General features: G+C 59.0%; 18 protein-coding genes and 1 tRNA gene. 11 read left to right on the forward strand and 8 right to left on the reverse strand.

Annotation, left to right across the window (positions count from 1 at the left end):
• Positions 1-200: 200 nt before the first annotated feature.
• A complete protein-coding gene (rlmKL, locus tag N645_RS0103345; protein WP_193744944.1) occupies positions 201-2,408 on the reverse strand; it encodes a bifunctional 23S rRNA (guanine(2069)-N(7))-methyltransferase RlmK/23S rRNA (guanine(2445)-N(2))-methyltransferase RlmL in 2,208 nt (735 codons plus the stop codon).
• A gap of 453 nt (positions 2,409-2,861) precedes the next feature.
• On the opposite strand from rlmKL, the gene rmf reads away from it, so the two are divergent.
• Entirely contained in the window at positions 2,862-3,074 is a 213-nt protein-coding gene (gene rmf, locus N645_RS0103350; protein ID WP_024460100.1) for a ribosome modulation factor, read from the forward strand.
• Positions 3,075-3,266: 192 nt separating this feature from the next.
• On the opposite strand, the gene N645_RS0103355 is transcribed toward rmf, so the two are convergent.
• A tRNA-Val gene (locus N645_RS0103355) sits at positions 3,267-3,343 on the reverse strand.
• Positions 3,344-3,698: 355 nt separating this feature from the next.
• On the opposite strand from N645_RS0103355, the gene N645_RS0103360 reads away from it, so the two are divergent.
• The 4 genes from N645_RS0103360 to N645_RS0103375 all read left to right on the forward strand — a co-directional run bounded on the left by N645_RS0103360 (position 3,699) and on the right by N645_RS0103375 (position 5,376).
• A complete protein-coding gene (locus tag N645_RS0103360) occupies positions 3,699-4,142 on the forward strand; it encodes a hypothetical protein (RefSeq protein ID WP_024460101.1) in 444 nt (147 codons plus the stop codon).
• Positions 4,143-4,334: 192 nt separating this feature from the next.
• The gene (locus N645_RS0103365; protein ID WP_024460102.1) at positions 4,335-4,733 is read left to right on the forward strand and encodes a nucleotidyltransferase family protein; all 399 of its coding nucleotides are present in this window, start codon (positions 4,335-4,337) and stop codon (positions 4,731-4,733) included.
• Positions 4,718-5,131 (forward strand): DUF86 domain-containing protein, encoded by a 414-nt coding sequence (locus tag N645_RS0103370; RefSeq protein ID WP_024460103.1) that lies wholly within the window; start codon positions 4,718-4,720, stop codon positions 5,129-5,131. The genes N645_RS0103365 and N645_RS0103370 overlap by 16 nt, the downstream gene beginning before the upstream one ends.
• Complete coding sequence (locus N645_RS0103375) at positions 5,128-5,376, forward strand: hypothetical protein (protein WP_024460104.1); 249 nt, start codon at positions 5,128-5,130, stop codon at positions 5,374-5,376. The genes N645_RS0103370 and N645_RS0103375 overlap by 4 nt, the downstream gene beginning before the upstream one ends.
• Before the next feature lie 114 nt (positions 5,377-5,490).
• On the opposite strand, the gene N645_RS0103380 is transcribed toward N645_RS0103375, so the two are convergent.
• Positions 5,491-7,320, reverse strand: coding sequence for an ABC transporter ATP-binding protein (locus N645_RS0103380; RefSeq protein ID WP_024460105.1), 1,830 nt, complete (start codon positions 7,318-7,320; stop codon positions 5,491-5,493).
• Between the two features lie 248 nt (positions 7,321-7,568).
• On the opposite strand from N645_RS0103380, the gene N645_RS0103385 reads away from it, so the two are divergent.
• Positions 7,569-7,961, forward strand: coding sequence for a hypothetical protein (locus N645_RS0103385; RefSeq protein WP_024460106.1), 393 nt, complete (start codon positions 7,569-7,571; stop codon positions 7,959-7,961).
• A gap of 143 nt (positions 7,962-8,104) precedes the next feature.
• On the opposite strand, the gene N645_RS0103390 is transcribed toward N645_RS0103385, so the two are convergent.
• Positions 8,105-8,956, reverse strand: a complete 852-nt coding sequence (locus tag N645_RS0103390; protein ID WP_024460107.1) for a pirin family protein — start codon at positions 8,954-8,956, stop codon at positions 8,105-8,107.
• A gap of 44 nt (positions 8,957-9,000) precedes the next feature.
• A complete protein-coding gene (locus N645_RS0103395) occupies positions 9,001-9,606 on the reverse strand; it encodes an FMN-dependent NADH-azoreductase (RefSeq protein WP_024460108.1) in 606 nt (201 codons plus the stop codon).
• 129 nt (positions 9,607-9,735) lie between these two features.
• Here N645_RS0103395 and N645_RS0103400 point away from each other — a divergent pair, with 129 nt between their 5' ends.
• Positions 9,736-10,623 carry a LysR family transcriptional regulator gene (locus N645_RS0103400; RefSeq protein WP_024460109.1) on the forward strand — a complete coding sequence of 296 codons (888 nt, stop codon included), beginning with the start codon at positions 9,736-9,738 and terminating at the stop codon, positions 10,621-10,623.
• Between the two features lie 197 nt (positions 10,624-10,820).
• On the opposite strand, the gene N645_RS0103405 is transcribed toward N645_RS0103400, so the two are convergent.
• From N645_RS0103405 to N645_RS0103415, 3 genes are all read right to left on the reverse strand, one after another.
• Complete coding sequence (locus N645_RS0103405) at positions 10,821-11,069, reverse strand: DUF4282 domain-containing protein (protein ID WP_024460110.1); 249 nt, start codon at positions 11,067-11,069, stop codon at positions 10,821-10,823.
• Between the two features lie 301 nt (positions 11,070-11,370).
• Positions 11,371-12,753: an aspartate ammonia-lyase gene (locus N645_RS0103410; protein ID WP_024460111.1), complete on the reverse strand. Its 1,383-nt coding sequence runs from the start codon at positions 12,751-12,753 to the stop codon at positions 11,371-11,373.
• A gap of 74 nt (positions 12,754-12,827) precedes the next feature.
• On the reverse strand, positions 12,828-13,676 hold the full coding sequence (locus N645_RS0103415; RefSeq protein WP_024460112.1) for a fructosamine kinase family protein: 849 nt from the start codon (positions 13,674-13,676) through the stop codon (positions 12,828-12,830).
• Positions 13,677-13,731: 55 nt separating this feature from the next.
• Between N645_RS0103415 and uvrB the strand changes: the two genes are divergently transcribed.
• The 4 genes from uvrB (at position 13,732) to uvrC (ending at position 19,373) form a co-directional block, all read left to right on the forward strand.
• Positions 13,732-15,735: an excinuclease ABC subunit UvrB gene (uvrB, locus tag N645_RS0103420; RefSeq protein WP_024460113.1), complete on the forward strand. Its 2,004-nt coding sequence runs from the start codon at positions 13,732-13,734 to the stop codon at positions 15,733-15,735.
• A gap of 1 nt (position 15,736) precedes the next feature.
• Positions 15,737-16,387: an alpha-ketoglutarate-dependent dioxygenase AlkB gene (locus N645_RS0103425; protein WP_024460114.1), complete on the forward strand. Its 651-nt coding sequence runs from the start codon at positions 15,737-15,739 to the stop codon at positions 16,385-16,387.
• Between the two features lie 357 nt (positions 16,388-16,744).
• The gene (locus N645_RS0103430; protein WP_024460115.1) at positions 16,745-17,398 is read left to right on the forward strand and encodes a response regulator; all 654 of its coding nucleotides are present in this window, start codon (positions 16,745-16,747) and stop codon (positions 17,396-17,398) included.
• 145 nt (positions 17,399-17,543) lie between these two features.
• The gene (gene uvrC, locus N645_RS0103435; protein WP_024460116.1) at positions 17,544-19,373 is read left to right on the forward strand and encodes an excinuclease ABC subunit UvrC; all 1,830 of its coding nucleotides are present in this window, start codon (positions 17,544-17,546) and stop codon (positions 19,371-19,373) included.
• Positions 19,374-19,557: the final 184 nt, after the last annotated feature.

Consider the following 19,557-nt stretch of genomic DNA (forward strand, 5'->3'; position numbering starts at 1 on the left):
GGGCAATTGTTACGAAAACCTTACGGTTTTTGGGGTTAGGCTGGATAAAGCAATTTGGGTGCCAAATGGGAGGGGCGCGTGGTTTTACGGCGGATGCGCGCCTGTGGCGCTTATCCGCCCTACGCGGATTTATACCGCTGCGCTCGGCCGTAGGGCGGATAAGGCCGAAGGCCGCATCCGCCGTTACCCCATGGTGACGTTTACCACCTGACCAACCAACACTGATGAATCTTCGGGTTGCGCTGAAAATCCTTATCAATCGTTTGGGGGGTTATGTCTTCGAGCTTATATTCTCTCAACGCGTCCCGATCCATCGCAAACGTCCGCAAATTGGTGGAGAAAATCACGGTTCCGCCTTTTGCCAACGCCTTCATGGCACCGTCGATCAGGGCCACATGGTCCCGCTGAATGTCCAGCACGTCGGGCATTTTCTTGGAGTTGGAGAAGCTCGGTGGATCAAGCAGAATCAGGTCGAATTCCTGCTCGTTGGTTTTCAGCCACTCCACACAGTCGGCCTGCTCGGTGCGGTGCTTGGTGTCGCTCAGGCCATTCAACGCCAGGTTGTTGCGGGCCCATTTCAGGTAGGTATTGGACATATCCACGCTGAGGGTGAACCGGGCGCCGCCCAGGGCGGCGTGAACGCTGGCGCTGGCGGTGTAGCAGAACAGGTTCAGAAAGCGTTTGTTGTTTGCCATTTCGGCGATTTTCAGCCGTACCGGGCGATGATCGAGAAACAATCCGGTATCCAGATATTGCCAGAGGTTGACCTGAAGCCGCGCCTGGCCTTCGATGACATTGATGATTTCGCCGTCCGGGCGCTCGGCGAGCTTTTGGTACTGACTGCCATCGGAATGCTTGTGACGGCGGCGCTGCTTGTAGCTGACCCGGTCCGGGTGAATGTCCAGAGCGCGGGGGACCGCGGCCTGAATCTCCGCGAAGCGCTGTTCGGCCCGGGCTTCGTCCACGGATTTGGGGGCGGCGTATTCCTGAACGTGGGCGTAGAGATCGCCCTGTTCGGAGCGGTACAGGTCAATGGCCGCCGAGTACTCGGGCATATCCGCATCGTAGAGCCGATAAGCATTGATACCGTCTTCGGAGCCGCGGCGCTGCTTTTTCGCCCACTTCGCCAGCTGTTTCAGGTTTTTTTGCAGTCGATTGGCCAGCATTTGTGCGCCGGAGGACAGCGGGGCGTCGGCCTCGAGCTCGGCCTTAAGGGGCTTGGGCGCGGCGCTGACGAACTGGCTTTCCTCGATGGAGAACATCAACAGCTCGGCGGGCAGGGTGCCGTTATAGAGGCGGTATTTCTTTTCCGCCCGCAGGCCCATCTGCTTGCCGAGCTCGGGGTTGCCGGTGAAGATGCCCGCGCGCCAGCCTTTGAATTCGGTTTTCAGTCGCTCACCCAGGTGTTGATACAGCAACTTCAGGGACTCGACATCACCCAGGCGCTCGCCGTAGGGCGGGTTGGTGATCAGCAGGCCGGGTTCGAGCACCTTGTGGGTGGGCTGTTTGAGGTCGGCCAGCTCCTTGCGACTGACTCTTAGCCAGTCGTCCAGTTCGGCCTGGATGATGTTGTCTTCCGCCGCGCGGATGACGGACAGGTTAGCGTCGTAGCCGCGGATTTCCGGGCGGGGTTTGGCGAGGCCGGCGCGTTTGCGGGCAATGGCTTCCTCGCGCAGCTCCAGCCAGATGTCATTGCGGTGATTGAGCCACTGCTCAAACCCAAACCGGGCGCGGCCCAGGCCGGGCGCGATGTCCGCGGCGATCAGGGCGGCTTCCACCAGTAGGGTACCGGAGCCGCACATGGGGTCGATTAGAGCGCCACCACGGGCGGCGATGTCCGGCCAACCGGCGCGTATGAGAACACCGGCCGCCAGGTTTTCCTTCATCGGGGCGGTGCCCTGTTTGGTGCGGTAGCCCCGACGGTGCAGGCTTTCCCCAGACAGGTCCAGGCTGATGGTGACTTTGCCTTTATTCAGGCGGGCGTTGATGCGCAGGTCCGGGTGCTGCTTGCTGACCGACGGGCGATCACCGGTGACATCGCGGATGCGATCGACAATGGCGTCCTTGATTTTCAGGGCGCCGAATTGGGTGTTGCGAATGGCGCCGCTGCTGCCGATGAAATCCACCAGCAGGGTGCTCTGGGGACCCAGGTGTTCTTCCCAGGGGATGTTTCTTGCGCCGTTGTAGAGAGTGTTCTGATCGCCGACGGGAAATTCCGCCAGGGGCAGCAGGATCTTGTTGGCCAGGCGGGACCAGAGACAGGCCCGATAGGCGAGGGCAATGTCCCCTTCAAAGGCGACGCCGGCCACGGTTTCCTTGAGGTGTTGGGCGCCAATGGCGTCCAGTTCCTGGTACAACAGTCCTTCAAGGCCCTTGGGGCAGGTGGCAAACAGGTTCATAGATATCATCAGTTGTTTTTGGGTGCAGTGAGGTGCCGGTGTGTGTCGGGTTACAGTTACGGCGGATGCGGGCTTTGCCCTTATCCGCCCTACGCATGGCTTCGGAGGTCGCGTAGGGCGGATAAGCCGAAGGCGCATCCGCCGTAACCCAACGTTCTGTTTTACGCTGGAAAGCCCACCCCAACCACTTTGTCAAACCGGATTCTAGAGCAAAGTGCCATATGAAACACCTCTGCTATAAAAAAACAATCGTTCACAGCCGGGGGGCTTTTTGCTGTACTGAGCATTCGCCTCCACGGATCCACCACCGATTTTCCCGGGTGGCTGGCTAGAGGCGATGCAGTACCTCCCTACGCACAGTGCCGGGCATCCCCGCCCAGTGGGTGCGTTTCCCTAACAGGCCCAGCGCCACCCCGGCGCTGGGCTCTGCAAGATTAACGGCTACATAGAGGTGCATCACATATGAAACGTCAAAAGCGTAACCAGACAGCTCGCGCATTTGGTAAGGGTTATCAAGCCGGTATTGCGGGTCGGTCCCGCAGCCTGTGTCCGCACGAGAGCGGCACAGCGCGCCAGGAATGGCTCTCCGGTTGGCGCGAAGCGCGCACGGATCAGTGGGATGGTTACAACATGGCCGCTCAAGTACAAAAACTGAACAACTTGTCCCCTCACTGACTGGAGCCTTTTGACAACCTTATTTCTTGGCCATCATCTCCTCAAACTAGCCCGCCTTAGCGCGGGCATTTTTTTAAAAACCGCATTACAGCTACCTGCGTTGCCGACGCTGTAAAGCGGTTTTTGGGTGCCTGAATGTCTGGGCATAAAAAAACGGCTTGGGGTCTGAACCTCAAGCCGTTTTTCGGTATTTGGTAGGACTAACCAGATTCGAACTGGTGACCTCTACCATGTCAAGGTAGCGCTCTAACCAACTGAGCTATAGTCCTGTCTCGTTTGAGGCGCGAACTTTACCAAAACTTCGGATTTTTGCAACCCCTTTTTTAGCGTTGCAGGTTAGTTTAGGCCGTGGTTACGGCGGATGCGGCCTCTGGCCTTATCCGCCCTACGGCTGAGCTCAGCGTCATAAATCCGCGTGGTGGTTCCGGCGGATGCGGGCTTCGCCCTTATACCGCCCTACAGATAGCACGGCAGATGGCGTAGGGCGGATAAGGGCGAAGCCCGCATCCGCCGTTACCCAACCCAACCGCATCCGCCGCAACCCAAGCTTCTGGCGCCACGGAACCCAATGCCATGTGCTATAGTCTTTGCTACGTGGAATTCAACAACAAAGAGGAAAACTCTATGCGCATCAATCGCTTAAGCAAAGCCATCGCTTCCGGCCTGTGCGTTGGCCTGATTCTCCAGACCACCGCCTGCGGCACCGTGCTGTATCCCGAGCGGAAAGGGCAGACCGGTGGCCAGCTCGACCCGGCCGTGGTGGCTCTTAACGCCGTGGGTTTGCTGTTCTTCTTTGTGCCCGGGGTGATCGCTTTTGCGGTGGACTTCTCTAACGGCACCATCTACCTGCCCGGCGGCAGCGCCCAATTGACCGACGAGCAGATGGAGCGCATCACCCGTGCCGATGGCCAGGTGGATCAGGAGGCGCTGGAGCTGTTGGTCAAAGAAGAGCTGGGTATGGATGTGGACCTGCAGGCGAGCGGTGTCGAGGTGCGCAGCATGCAGTCGGCCGAGCAGGTTCAGGCCTTGATCCAGTCCCGCCAGCCGACCACGTTGGCAGCGTTGTAAAGCAGGGCAGGTTTGTCGGGTTACGCGCGTTGCGCTAACCCGACCTACTCGACCGTCACGCAGAGCTTCCCGTAGGTCGGGTTAGCGCAACGCGCGTAACCCGACTAATTCCGCCGCAAGCCCAGTAGGTCGGCTCGATCCGACGTTTCGGAACGCAACGCGCGTAGTCCGATCCCCCCCCAAGGAGACATTATGCCAGCTGAAGACACCATCAACTCGCTCAAGCTAGCGCTGGCGGATCGGACGGATATTCGCCTGGCGGTGCTCTTTGGTTCCATGGCTGAAGGTTGGGAGAAGGTGACAAGCGATCTCGATCTGGCTGTCGAGACAACCGCGCCGTTGACGACAGAGCAAAAGATGGCGTTGATCGGGGAACTCGCGAGTCGTTTTGGTCGTGCCATCGACATTATTGATATACGTCAAATCGGACAGCCCCTGCTCCATGAAATCGTCAGCAAGGGTGTCCTCGTAAAAGGCTCGGTATCCGACAAAGGCGATCTTCTCTATCGAAGTATCATGATGGAAGAGGATTTTGGCCGTTATCAACGACGTATATTGGAGGGGAGGCGCAACCAGTGGATCAAGCCTTGATAGAAGAGAAGATCGAGTCACTCCGGCGTTGCATCCAGCGGGTTGAACAAAAACTCCCGGCGTCTTTGGCGGAATTGCTGTCGGATGTGGATGCGCAAGATATCGTCGCCTTGAATCTGACTCGCGCCGTTCAGCTCTGTGTCGACATGTCCGCACACTGGCTGGCCGAACATTCCGATGCTCCCGCGCCAAAAACCATGGGGCAGGGCTTTGATGCCCTGGCGAAAGTGGGTGTCATTGAGCCCGCGTTAGCGGAGAGGATGAAAAAGGCCGTTGGTTTCAGAAATGTGATGGTTCACAGTTACGATGAAATTGACTGGGCCATTGTCTATGCGATTGGAAGTCGCCACCTGGATGACTTCAAGCTGTTCGCCCGAGCACTTTTGGCCACCCAATGAAAATCAAAAATCCCATTACCGCCATCTGGCGCAGCGATGCGTCCCGAGGGTTGAAGATCATTGCCTACAGTCTGCTGTTGGTGTTTGTCACCTCTTTGCCACTGATTGCGTATGTGATTTTTGGGCCTTCCGACGGGAATCCGATTGGGTTGGGGCTGTTATTTGCCGGTGGGGCGATGGTGGCGCATGTGGGGTTTTTTATTGGGCTTTTGATGTTGATTTGGGATCATTATTTTCGGAAGTAGGGCAGGTTGCGGTTGGTGGGGTAACGGCGGATGCGGGCCTCAGTGCTACCCGTAGGGCGGATAAGCGAAGCGCATCCGCCGTTACCGAACTAACACGCATCCGCCGTCCCGAACTTATTCCTCCCCCAAAAACCCGCCGGACTGATGCGACCACAACTGCGCATACAACCCACCCTGGGCAATCAACTCCGAATGGGTTCCCTGTTCGACAATCTTACCCTGATCCAACACGATCAACCGATCCAGCGCGGCAATGGTGGACAACCGGTGCGCGATGGCGATGACAGTTTTGCCTTCCATCAATCGGCTGAGGTTGCTCTGGATGATGCTTTCGACCTCTGAATCCAGGGCCGAGGTGGCCTCGTCCATGATCAGGATCGGGGCGTCTTTAAGCAGCACCCGGGCAATGGCGATACGTTGACGCTGGCCGCCGGAGAGTTTCACCCCGCGTTCGCCTACATGGGCGTCGTAGCCGGTTCGTCCTTCGGCATCACTCAGACCGAGAATAAAGTCGTGGGCTTCGGCCTGCTTGGCCGCTTCGATCATTTCCTCTTCGGTCGCGCCGGGTTTGCCATAGAGCAGGTTGTCACGTACCGAGCGGTGGAGCAGGGCGGTGTCTTGGGTGATCATGCCGATCTGGGCGCGAAGTGTTTCCTGCTGAACCTGGCTGATGTCCTGATCGTCGATCCGGATCTGCCCCTTCTCAATGTCGTAAAAGCGCAGCAGCAGGTTGACCAGGGTGGATTTGCCGGCGCCGGAGCGGCCGACCAGACCAATCTTCTCGCCGGGCTTGAGGTCCAGCGAAAAATTCTCCAGCACTCCTTCGCCCTTGTCGTAGTGGAAGGTCACCTGATCAAATTCAATGCCGCCTTCACGGACGTTCAGGGGCTGTGCCTGTTCGGCGTCGCCCACCGCACGCGGGTGAGAGAGGGTGTTGATGCCGTCTTTGGCGGTGCCGATGTTTTCAAACAGGGTGGAGACTTCCCACATGATCCACTGGGACATGCCGTTCAGGCGCAATACCAGCCCCATGGCGGCGGCAATGGCGCCGACTGAAATGATGTTGCCACTCCACAGCCAGATGGACAGCGCCGCGCTGCTGAAGATCAACAGGGCATTGATGCCCCAGACACCGCTGTTGAGCAGGGTGGCCAGGCGCATCTGCGGGTAGACGCTGTGCAGAAACCGCTCCATGCCATCCCGGGCGTAATCGGACTCGCGCCGGGAGTGCGAGAAGAGTTTGACCGTGGCGATGTTGGTGTAGGTATCCACAATGCGCCCGGTCATGTCGGCTCGGGCATTGGCCTGCCGAGTGGCAACGGCGGACAGGCGCGGCAGGAAATAGCGCAGCAGGGCGATGTAGGCAAGAAACCAGACACCGAGCGGCACCATCAAGCGCCAGTCGAGTGAGCCCAGCAGCACCAGCATGCTGGTGAAATACACCAGCACATAGACGGTGATGTCCAGCAACTTCATGACCGTTTCGCGCACTGCCAGCGCGGTCTGCATCACCTTGGTGGCGATGCGCCCGGCGAATTCGTCCTGAAAGAAAGCCACGCTCTGACCGAGCAGGTAGCGGTGCGCCTGCCAGCGGATGATCATGGGGTAGTTGCCGAGCAGGGTCTGGTGAATCAATGTGGAGTGAAAAAACACCGTGACCGGGATAGCGATGAGGACCACAAAGGCCATCAACCACAGCTCCGTGCCGCGTTCGGCCCAGAGTTCGGTCGGGCTGTATTGGCCGAGCCAGTCGACGGTCAGTCCCAGGAACTGAAACAGGGCCACTTCCATGACGGCAATCAGTGCGGCCATGAACGACATGGTTAACAGGAATTTGCCGGCGCCTTTGGTATAGTGGCGGCAGAAGGCCACGAGGTTCTTGGGTGGCTGTTGCGGCTCTTCGACCGGGAAGGGTTTGAGCAGGCTTTCGAAAAACGCGAACATAGGGATAGACGGCTGAAGAAATGAGGGCGTAGTTTACAGGCTTTTGGTGGTATGGACCATTGGGGGTTGTTAAGGGATGTAATGAGTTGTGTCCGCCGTAGCAATCCCGTAGGTCGGATTAGCGCGCAGCGCGTAATCCGACGTCCCGCTCCGAATATCCTGTCGGATTACGCGCTGCGCGCTAATCCGACCTACGCAAATTGCGGTTGTTTGCCGTAACCAAAACCATATTTACTTGGGGGAAAACAATGAAAAAACTGTTAATGGTCTTCGGCGCCGGCTCGCTCGGCGGTTTGGGTAACAGCCTGGTGGTCTGGCTGTTCGGGATGTACGGCATCAGCCAGTCGCTCGGGGTGTCCATTGCGCCGGGGTTGTCGCCGGACTGGTTGTACCCGAGGATTGTCTGGGGTGGGCTGTGGGGCTTTCTGTTTCTGCTGCCGGTGTTGAATAATCGGCTGTGGGCCCAGACGTTTGTGCTCAGTCTGTTCCCGACCATGATTCAGTTGTTTCTGGTGTTTCCGTATAAGACGCCGCATGGGATTGCGGGTCTGGGGTTGGGGACCCTGACGCCGTTGTTGGTGATTGTGTTCAATTGGGTTTGGGCGTTGGTGACGGCGGTGGCGTTGCGGATGGGGCGGTGATTGATTTGATTGGGGTGGATGCTTGACGTTGGGTTACGGCGGATGCGGGCTTCGCCCTTATCCGCCCTACGCGTAACTCGGTGCCAGGCGTAGGGCGGATAAGCGAAGCGCATCCGCCGTAACCGAACGTGATGCTACCGTAACTACCCGGCCAAACGCCCGGCCCGATAATCATTGATCGCTTCCTCGATCTCCTCCGGGGTATTCATCACGAAAGGCCCGTACTGCGCAATGGGTTCCTGAATGGGTTTGCCGGCTAACACCAGCGCACGGGCTCCCGAATCCCCGGCGGTGATGGTCAGCGACTCGCCATCGCTCAACACACCGGCGGCGCCGTTCTTCAACTGCCTGGGTGGCTCGCCGATGGTCAGATCCCCTTCAAACACATACAGAAACGCATTCAGTCCTTTCGGCAGTGCCTGCTCGAAGGTGGCACCCGCGGGCAACTGCACATCCCAGTAACGCGGCTCGGTGCTCAGCCCCTGGATCGGGCCTTCCACCGTTTGTCCATCGGCCGTCACACTACCCGCAATCACTTTCACCTTGCCACCGTTGGCCAGCGCCAGGGTCGGGATGTCGCTGGCGGGAATATCCCGGTAGGCCGCCGGCTTCATTTTCTCTGCTGCCGGCAGGTTCAGCCACATCTGGAAGCCGTGCATACGACCTTCTTCCTGCTGGGGCATCTCCGAGTGAATGATGCCGCGCCCGGCGGTCATCCACTGGACGTCACCGCTTTTCAGGTCACCCCGGTTGCCCATGTGGTCCTCGTGCAACATATGACCTTCAAGCATGTAGGTGACCGTTTCAAACCCGCGGTGCGGGTGAGACGGGAAACCGCCGATGTAGTCGTCCTTGCTCTCGGAGTTGAACTCGTCGAGCATCAGGAAGGGATCCAGACGCGCCTGCTGGCTCTGTCCCAGGCTGCGCTTGATCCGCACGCCGGCCCCGTCGCTGGTGGCGAGGGCCGGAATCAGTTGTTGCAGTTGGCGTTGCATAGACACCTCCGACGGGTTGTTGCCCGTTGATCTGGGCCGCTGTATCAGGCAGCGGCCAATTCAGTCAGTTGTTCCTCGGCACTGGAGAGTGCCTTTTTCTGGTTGTCCTCACCCATGGCCAGACCTTCGGCGTAGACGAAGTGGGTCTTGGTCAGGCCGATAAAGCCCAGGAAGGTATTGAGGTAACCGGTCTGGGAGTCCGCATCGGTGCCCTGATAGATACCGCCCCGGGCCGCGAAGATATACACTGGCTTGTCTTCCAGCAGGCCTTCGGGGCCATTACTGGTATAGCGGAAGGTTTCACCGGAGCGGGCAATGTGATCGAAATACGCTTTCAGCGTAGATGGCACGCCGAAGTTGTACATGGGCACACCGAAGACGATCACGTCCGCGCGCTTGAGCTCGTCGATCAACTGATCGGAATAGCTCACGATATCCTGCTGGGTGGCCGTGCGCTTCTCAGCCGGGGTGATGAAGGCGTGGAGCCGCTCCGCGTCCAGGTGCGGAATCGGGTGGCGGGCCAGGTCGCGAACGATGACTTTACCGCCGGGGTTGTGCTCGCGCCAGCGCTGAACGAACTTGTTGCTGAGGGCGCTGGAATGGCCGTCGTCACCGGACAGGCTGCTGTTGATCTGAAGTAATGTCGCCATGTGAATCTCTCCTTTAGAGACTGTTGACTCGATGCATCTATTAAATGATTTGACGAGCGAATAATAAATAGCGATATTTGGAAGGGTTTGATCGAATTATTTGATGGTTTTTGTGTTTAGGGGCGGACTATGGAACCGAAAGTGAGCCTGGATCAGTGGCGGGCGTTTATGGCAGTGATCGATGCCGGTGGCTATGCCAAGGCCGCCGAGGCACTCGGCAAAAGCCAATCGGCGGTGTCCTATGCCATTTCCCAGCTGGAAACCGCGCTGGGTGTGGCGGTGTTCGAGCTACAGGGGCGTCGGGCGGTGCCCACTCCGGCGGGTGATGTGCTGTACCGGCGGGCCCGGCACCTGCTGATGGAGGCCGAAAACCTGGAATCGGCCGCCACTCAGCTCTCCGCCAAGGTGGAGCCGCTGGTGAGTCTGGCGGGGGATGTGATTGTGCCGCCAGAGCAGGTGCTGTGCTGTATTGCTTCCTTTGCCCGGGAGTTTCCGGACACCCGGGTGGAGTTATACGAGTCTGTGATGAGCGGCACCGAGGATATGCTGATTCAGCATCAGGTGGATGTGGCGATCGCCGGACGGGTGCCCGCCGGGTTCAATGGCGAGTATCTGATGTCTGTGACCTTTCGCGGGGTGACCAGCCCGGACCATCCGCTGCAGCATCTGGGGCGCCCGGTGAGTTACGACGATTTACGTCATTACCGGCAGTCGATCGTCCGGGACTCGGGGATTCATCGACGGTATACGGAAGGATGGCAGGAGGCGGAGCAGCGCCTGACGGTGAGCCACATTCGAACGTCACTGCACGCGATTCGCCTGGGGTTGAGTTATGCCTGGTTGCCTGAGGCCTACCTGAAGGACGATCTGGAGGCGGGGACACTGAAACTGATTCCGATGGAGACCGAGAGTAAGCGGGTGCACGCGCTCTATCTGATTTTTGCCGATCGGGAGTTGGCCGGACCGGCGACGCGGCATTTGGCGGAGGTGTTGAAGCGGCAGTTGCCGGCGCAGTAGGGAGGTTCAGGGTGGGTTACGGCGGATGCGCTTTGCTCCGATACGTCGGACCGATCCGCCCAACGCGAACTGCGGTGGGTGCGGATGGTTTGGTTACGGCGGATGCGCCTTCGGCTTATCCGCCCTACGCAAACTACCGTGGTATCCGTAGGGCGGATAAGGCCGAAGGCCGCATCCGCCGTTACCTGGCGTGACGATTATGGCTTATCGGCAATCGCTTTCAGGTTCTGATGAATCTTGAACAACACAATCAACAGCTCACACCAGATACGCACACCAACGGCACCAAACACGATGATGCCCAGACCAGCGAAAAACGATTGGCCGAACATCATGCCGATACCGCCCACCAGCACGCTCAGCAACAGCAGCCAATAGACAACGGTAATGATGCTCGGGGTCAGCATACGATCGAAAAAGAACAAGTCCTTGCCTGACACACTCATTATGATTTTCTCCAGATTGTTTAATTTTTAGCCCAAAAAGTGTCGCATTTTCCGACACTTAGGTGAGTATAGAGGGGATTTTTTGTTTGGCAAGGTGCCGCTTAAGTTTTGGGTGGATTGCGGTGGATGCGCCTTCGACTCCGAGGCGTCGGACCGATCCGCCCAACGCGAATTTCGGTGGGTGCGGATGGTTGGGTTACGGCGGATGCGCCTTCGGCTTATCCGCCCTACGGATACCGTGGAGCCCTGCGTAGGGCGGATAAGGGCGAAGCCCGCATCCGCCGTTACCAATCGGTGAAGACTATCCCGGCAACCCACCTTTGGTCAGCTTGGCCGGATCCAGTAACTTCTCCAGCTCCTCCCGTCTCAAATCCGTCTCCGCCTCCGCCACGTCAATAATGGGCCGCCCCTCGGCGTACGCCTTTTTGGCGATGGCCGCCGCTTTGTTGTACCCGATAATGGGGTTGAGCGCCGTCACCAGAATGGGGTTGCGGGCCAGGGAGTGCTGAAGGTTGTCCTCGCGCACGGTGAAGCTGGCGATGGCGCGCTCGGCGAGAACCTCGCAGCTGTTGCCCATCAGTTTGATGCTGGACAGCAGGTTGTGGGCCACCAAGGGCAACATGACGTTGAGCTCAAAATTGCCGGACTGACCCGCCACGGTAATGGCGGTATCGTTGCCCATTACCTGGGCGCAGGCCATGGCCACGGCTTCGGGAATCACCGGGTTGACCTTGCCGGGCATGATGGACGAGCCGGGCTGCAATGCCTCCAACTCAATCTCCCCCAGACCGGCCAGTGGGCCGGAGTTCATCCAGCGCAGGTCATTGGCAATTTTCATCAGACTGACCGCCAGCGTTTTGAGCTGCCCGGAGGCGGCGACGGCAACATCCTGGCTCCCCTGGAGCGCAAAGAAGTTGTCCCCCGGCGCACAGACCAGGCCGATATTTTCGCTCAATTGTCGGGCGAACAGACCGGCGAACTCCGGGTGGGCGTTGACGCCGGTGCCGACCGCGGTGCCGCCCTGGGGGAGGGCGCAAAGCTGGTCGAGGCTCTGGTGCAGGCGCTGTTCGCTGCTCTCGATCTGGCTGGCCCAGCCCCGCAGCACTTGCCCAAAGGTGACCGGCATGGCGTCCATCAGGTGGGTCCGACCGGTTTTCACAACCTGGTCCAGCTCATGGGCCCGGTCCAGCAGGGTGGTGTGCAGGAATTTCAGCTCCGGCAGGAGGTGGTTGTTCAGGGCCAGGGCGCCGCTCAGGTGAATGGCGGTGGGGATGACGTCGTTGCTGCTCTGGCTCATATTGACGTGATCATTGGCTCCGACCGCTTTGCCGCTGCGTTCGCTGGCCAGGTGCGCAATGACCTCGTTGACGTTCATATTGGTGCTTGTGCCGGAGCCTGTCTGGAAAACATCGACGGGAAACTGGTCGTCGTGGTGCCCTTTGATGACCTCGCCGGCGGCGCCGATGACCGCCTCGGCAAGGGGGTGCTCCAACAATCCCAGCGCGGTGTTGGCCTGTGCGGCGGCTTTCTTGATCTGTGCGACGGCGTGAATGAAGGCCGAGGGCAGGGGGGTACCGCTGATATGGAAGTTGTTGATGGCCCGCTGAGTCTGGGCGCCGTAGCGGGCGCTGACCGGGACCTGCACCTCGCCCATGCTGTCCTGTTCGGTACGGTACTGCTTCATACGGGGCCTCCTGTTAGCGGTGTCCCTGAGGGATACGTCGGATCGTGAAAATAATTCACTTTAAATAAACGACTCTAAGTGTATCGACTAACTATTTGATTTACTTGGGAGTGATAGCCCCCACCAAACAGATTCAGGTGGTTGAGCAGGTGGTACAGGTTGTACAGTGGCACCCGTTCCTGCCACCCGGAATCGAGCGTGTTGACTTGAGTATAGTGCTCATAGAACCCGGTAGAGAAACCGCCGAACAGTCGGGTCATCGCCAGCTCGGCTTCGGGCCAGCCCCAGTGGGCGGCGGGGTCGATCAATACGGGGTTTCCCATTTCATCGCAGTGGATATTGCCGCCCCAGAGGTCACCGTGAATCAGGGCGGGCATCTGCTCGGGAATCAGATCGGGCAGCTTTTGGCAGAGCGTTTCCAGGTCCCGCAGTTCCCGGGCGGAGAGCAGGCCCGCCGCCTCGGCCAGCCGGCCTTGATACATCAGGCGCTGTTCGGCGAAAAACTGGTGGCCATCGTTGGTGGCGGGGTTGGGTTGCGGGGTGCGACCGCAATAGTTGTCCATGGTGAACCCGAAATTCGGCGCGGGCTGGTGGTGCAGGGCGGCCAGCCCTTCGCCCAGGTCCCGCCAGTAATTTGGACCGGGGCGCCCGGGCGCAATATATTCCAGGGCGATAAACGTGGGCTGTGCGGTGATCACCTCCGGCACCCGTAGCGTATCGGTTGCCCGGAGGGCTTCCAGACCGGCGGCCTCGGCAAGGAAAAAATCCGCCGGTGCGGTGGCCTGTTGTTTGATGCACAGGTCCCGTCCATCCGTGGTAGTGATGCGAACGGTATCGCAGATATCGCCGCCGGAGAGTGGCTCCGTACGGGCGACGTCGGTGTCCAGTTCAGTTTTTAACCAATGTTTAATGGCGTCCATCATTTACCACCAGGGTATGCGTTACAATGTTTCTTTTGATCGTACAAAAGGCGTCTCAATGTCCAAGCAGTTTGTGGTTCAGAGCGATTACCAGCCCGCGGGCGACCAGCCGGCGGCCATTGCCGGGCTGGCCAAAGGCATCGATGCTGGCCTCGCGCACCAGACGCTACTGGGTGTGACCGGTTCGGGCAAGACCTTCACCATGGCCAATGTGATCGCCCAGGCTCAGCGGCCGACCCTGATTATGGCACACAACAAAACCCTGGCCGCCCAGCTCTACGGGGAGTTCAAGGAGTTCTTCCCCAACAACGCGGTGGAGTACTTCGTCTCCTATTACGACTACTACCAGCCCGAAGCCTATGTGCCGTCTTCGGACACCTTCATCGAGAAAGACGCCTCGGTCAACGAGCACATCGAGCAGATGCGCCTGTCAGCCACCAAGGCGTTGATGGAGCGTAAGGACGCCATTGTGGTGGCGACGGTTTCAGCCATCTACGGTCTGGGTGACCCGGATTCCTACCTGAAAATGCTGCTCCATCTGGTGCGGGGTGATCAGGTGGATCAGCGCCAGATTCTGCGCCGTCTCGCCGAGCTGCAGTACACCCGCAATGACATGGACTTTCAGCGCGGTACCTATCGGGTGCGGGGCGATGTGATCGATATTTTCCCGGCTGATTCCGAGTTCGACGCCTACCGGGTGGAGCTGTTTGACGAGGAGGTGGAGCAGATTTCCGTGTTCGACCCCCTGACCGGCGAGGTGCGGGGCAAGGTGGCGCGAGCCACCATCTACCCGAAATCCCACTACGTCACCCCGCGCAGCCGCATGTTGGAGGCCATTGACCAGATCAAGGTGGAGCTGGAAGAACGCCTGAAACAGCTGCGTGAGAACGACAAGCTGGTAGAGGCTCAGCGCCTGGAGCAGCGCACGCGCTATGATCTGGAGATGATGCAGGAGCTCGGCTACTGCAATGGCGTGGAGAACTACTCGCGCTACCTCTCCGGCCGGGACGCGGGCCTGCCGCCGCCGACCCTGTTTGACTACCTGCCGAACGAGGCGCTGCTGATTGTGGATGAGTCCCACGTGACCATCCCCCAGATTGGCGCCATGTTCAAGGGTGACCGCTCTCGTAAAGAAACCCTGGTGGAGTACGGTTTTCGCCTGCCCTCGGCACTGGATAACCGACCCCTGCGGTTTGAAGAGTGGGAACGGCTGGCACCGCAGATGATTTTTGTCTCGGCCACCCCGGGGCCCTACGAGGCGGAACACGCCGGGCAGGTGTTGGAACAGGTGGTACGCCCCACCGGTCTGGTGGATCCGGAAATCGAAGTGCGGCCAGCCACTACTCAGGTGGACGATGCCCTGTCCGAAATCCGTTTGCGGGTAGACCGGGACGAGCGGGTGTTGCTTACCGTACTGACCAAACGTATGGCCGAGGACCTGACCGAATACCTCGCCGAGCACGGGGTCCGGGTGCGCTACCTGCATTCGGACATTGATACCGTTGAACGGGTGGAGATCATTCGCGACCTGCGTCTGGGCGAATTTGATGTGCTGGTGGGTATCAACCTGTTGCGGGAGGGCCTGGATATGCCGGAAGTGTCCCTGGTGGCCATTCTGGACGCGGATAAGGAAGGTTTCCTGCGTTCCGAGCGTTCTCTGATCCAGACCATCGGCCGGGCCGCCCGGAACCTGCACGGCAAGGCGATACTCTATGCCGACCGGATCACCGGCTCCATGCAACGGGCGATCGACGAAACCGAGCGCCGGCGGGCCAAACAGTTGGCCCACAATGAGGAACACGGCATTACCCCGATGGGTATTCGCAAGAGTGTGACCGACATTATGGAGGCGGGCCCGGTGCCCGGTTCCGGCGCCCGTCGTCAGCGCAAGGAAGCTGTCGCGGAGAAGCGGGCCCGCTACGAGGTTGAGCAGGAGGGCGATCCCCTCAAGGCGGTGGCCAAGCTGGAGCAGGCCATGTACCAGGCCGCCAAGAACCTGGAATTCGAAGAGGCCGCCCGCCTGCGGGATCAGATCGAAAAGCTGAAACACCGGGCTCTGTAAGATGACGGCGCAGCAAACCTCGTTATTTGGTGACATGGCGGACCCTGAACCGGAGGTATTGATCCGGGAGGACGGCGATGTTCGCCTGTATCGCAACTGGTGGACCCCAGAGGAAACCCGCCGATTGTTCGACCAGCTGCGCACCGAATTGGCCTGGCAGCAGACCCACATTCAGATGCATGGCAAACGGATACCGGTCCCTCGCCTGGATGTCTGGTATGGTGACCCCGGTCATCCGTATCGTTATTCTGGCGTCCGGTTCGACCCCGAACCCTGGACCCCGACCCTTGAGGCGATAAAAAGCGAGCTTGAGAGGCGACAGGGCTTGACCTTTAACAGCGTCTTGGCCAATCTTTACAGAACTGGACAGGACAGTGTGGCCTGGCATGCCGACGATGAGCCGGAGCTGGGTCGCAACCCGGTAATTGCCTCACTCAGCCTGGGCTCGGAGCGACGCTTTGCGCTCAGGCACAAAACCCGCAAGGATCTCGCGCCGGTTCGGCTGGATTTGCCCAGCGGTTCGCTGCTGGTCATGGCCGGAACCACCCAGCATTTCTGGCAGCACCAACTGGCGAAAACCGCCCGAGCCGTCGGACCAAGGATCAATCTGACCTTCCGAACGGTGTTTGGTGCGGGTGATGGCGGTTTATAATAAGGGCTGATTCGGCGGATGCGCTTCGCTCCGAAACGTCGGACCGATCCGCCCAATGGATGCTGCCGTGGCTCGCGCAATAACGGCGGATGCGGGCTTTGCCCTTATCCGCCCTACGGAGACTGCGGTGGTTGCGTAGGGCGGATAAGCGAAGCGCATCCGCCGTAACCTAATCGTTACCGTATGGATGTAATCGACAACAACTCTCGAGGGACCGAGCGTGAGACCGGTTCCCTCACGCCCCGCTAAAGTGCACCGAACGCCGGTGTCAGGAACCCCATAACAGACGTTTTGCCAAAAAAACGCCATAACAAAAATTGAATGTGTCAGGACCAAAAGCTGGATTGGGGGCTAACGTTGACAAAGATTCTGGTAGTAGACGACCACGACCTGGTTCGCATGGGCATTGTGCGCATGCTGGCCGACGTGGACGGCTTTGATGTAGTAGGAGATGCCAAAAGCGGCGAGGAAGCCGTCACCAAGGCACGGGTACTGGTGCCCGACGTTGTGCTCATGGATGTGAAAATGCCCGGTATGGGCGGTCTGGAAGCCACCAAAAAACTGCGGCAGATCAATCCCGAAGTGAAGATCATCGCGGTCACCGCCTGCGATGACAGTCTGTATCCCACCCGACTGATGCAGGCCGGCGCGGTCGGCTACGTCACCAAGGGGGCCGAATTCACCGAAATCACCGACGCCATCAACAAGGTGATTCGCGGTGACCTTTATATGAGCAACGCCATCGCCCAGCAGTTGGCCCTGAAAAACTTTGCCGGAGAAGGGGACACGTCCTCGCCGTTTGAGAAACTCTCCCAGCGGGAGTTGCAGACCGCCATGCTGATTGCCAATGGCCAGAAGGTGCAGGATATTGCCGATATTTTCTGTGTCAGCCCGAAAACGGTGAACAGCTATCGGTATCGGATTTTCGAGAAGCTCGATATCAATAGCGATGTGGAGTTGACCTTGTTGGCGGTGAAGCACAATTTCCTGGATCCGGAGGCGGTGGTGTAGGTTGGGTTGGGATGCGGCGGATGCGCTTCGCTTATCCGCCCTACACGGATCACGGCAGTGTGCGTAGGGCGGATAAGCGCGAAGCGCGCATCCGCCGTAACCCAAACCACGACATCCCCGCCAACCGGTGGTATTCTTCCCGCCCATGAACACACCTGATGTATTCGACCACAAACAATTCTTGGCCAACACCACCAAACAACCGGGCATCTATCAGATGTACGACGGTGGCGGTGAGCTGCTCTACGTCGGTAAAGCCAAAAACCTGAAAAACCGGTTGTCCAGCTACTTCCGCAGCTCCGGCCTGTCTCCGAAAACCGTGGCCCTGGTGGCGAAAATTCGTCAGATCGATGTGACGGTCACCTCGAGCGAAACCGAAGCGCTGATTCTTGAGCAGAATCTGATCAAATCCCACCGGCCGCCCTATAACATTCTGTTGCGGGATGATAAGTCCTACCCCTACATTTTTCTCTCCAGTGGCGAGACCTTTCCGCGCATCAGTTTTCATCGGGGCTCCAAGAAAAAGCGCGGTCACTACTTCGGCCCTTACCCGAATGTTGGGGCGGTGAAAGACAGCCTGAATTTTCTGCAGAAAACCTTTCAGGTGCGTCAGTGCGAGGACAGTGTGTTCAAAAACCGCTCGCGCCCCTGTCTGCAATATCAGATCAAACGTTGCACCGCGCCCTGTGTGGATTACATCAGCCCGGAAGACTACGCTGACGATGTGCGCCACACCCGCATGTTTTTGAGCGGGGACAGCGACTCTCTGATGAAGGAGTTGGCGGACCAGATGGACGCGGCGTCCCAGGCGCTGGAGTTTGAGCGGGCGGCGGCGCTGCGGGATCAGATCACCGCGCTGCGCTCCATTCAGTCCCAGAATCTGATTGAAGAGGGGTATGGCGATCTGGATGTGGTGGCCGCCGTGCTGCAGGCGGGGTTGATCTGCGTGCATGTGTTGTTTGTTCGCCAGGGGAGAATTCTGGGCAGTCGCAGCTACTATCCGCAGGTGACACTGGCGGATTCAGAATCCGATGTCCTGACCGAATTCCTGCCACAGTTTTATCTGGCGAGCGAGGGCCGGGAAATCCCCCGGGAAATTATCACCAGCCACCCGGTGGCGGAGGCTGAGCTGATTGCCCAGGCGCTCAAGAGTGCCTCGGGTCGCCAGGTGACGGTCACTGACAAGGTGCGCACCCATCGTTCCCAGTGGGTGCAAATGGCGACCACGGCGGCCCAGCAGAATCTCACGAGCCGGGTAAACAGCCGTAAGAACAGTATGGACCGCTTTATTGCCCTGCAGGATGCGTTGGGTCTGGACGAGATGCCCCAGCGATTGGAGTGTTTCGATATCAGTCACAGCAGCGGTGAGCTGACCCAGGCGTCCTGTGTGGTGTTCGATACCAACGGTCCGCTGAAGTCCGATTATCGCCGCTTCAATATTGACGGTATCACCCCCGGTGACGACTACGCGGCCATGGAGCAGGCGCTGCAGAGGCGCTATACCCGGTTGCAGAAAGGCGAGGGCAAGCTGCCGGATATTCTGATTATTGATGGCGGTAAAGGTCAGCTCGGTAAGGCCGAGGCAGTACTGGCGGAGCTGGGTGTGAACAATGTCCAGTTGCTGGGTGTGGCCAAAGGTACCACGCGCAAGGCGGGGTTCGAGACGCTGTATTGGGCGGAGAGCGGTAAAGAGATTGTGATGTCGAGCGATTCGCCGGCACTGCATTTGCTACAGCATATTCGCGATGAGGCGCACCGGTTTGCGATTACCGGGCATCGCCAGCGCCGGGACAAGAAGCGGCGCACGTCCAGTCTCGAGGGGGTACCCGGGGTGGGTGCCGGCCGCCGTCGGGAGTTGTTGCGCCACTTTGGGGGGCTGCAGGAGGTACAGAAGGCCAGTGTGGCGGATCTTTCCAAGGTGCCAGGAATCAGCAAACGCCTGGCGGAGGAGATTTACGGCCATTTTCATGGGTGATGGTGGTTATATGACGTCCGGTTCGGCCCGGGGTATACCGCTTCGAGACCCGCCGTGAACCCATCCCTGGGGGCTTCTCATCGGCATCCATGCCTCAGAGAGTCTCGAAGCGGTATACCCCGCGCCGAACCTCAGTGCTACTTCTGACCATTGATTCATGTAGGTCGGATCGGTCCGACGCATC

It is taken from the genome of Marinimicrobium sp. LS-A18, assembly GCF_000463525.1.
Taxonomy (GTDB): Bacteria; Pseudomonadota; Gammaproteobacteria; order Pseudomonadales; family Cellvibrionaceae; genus Marinimicrobium; species Marinimicrobium koreense.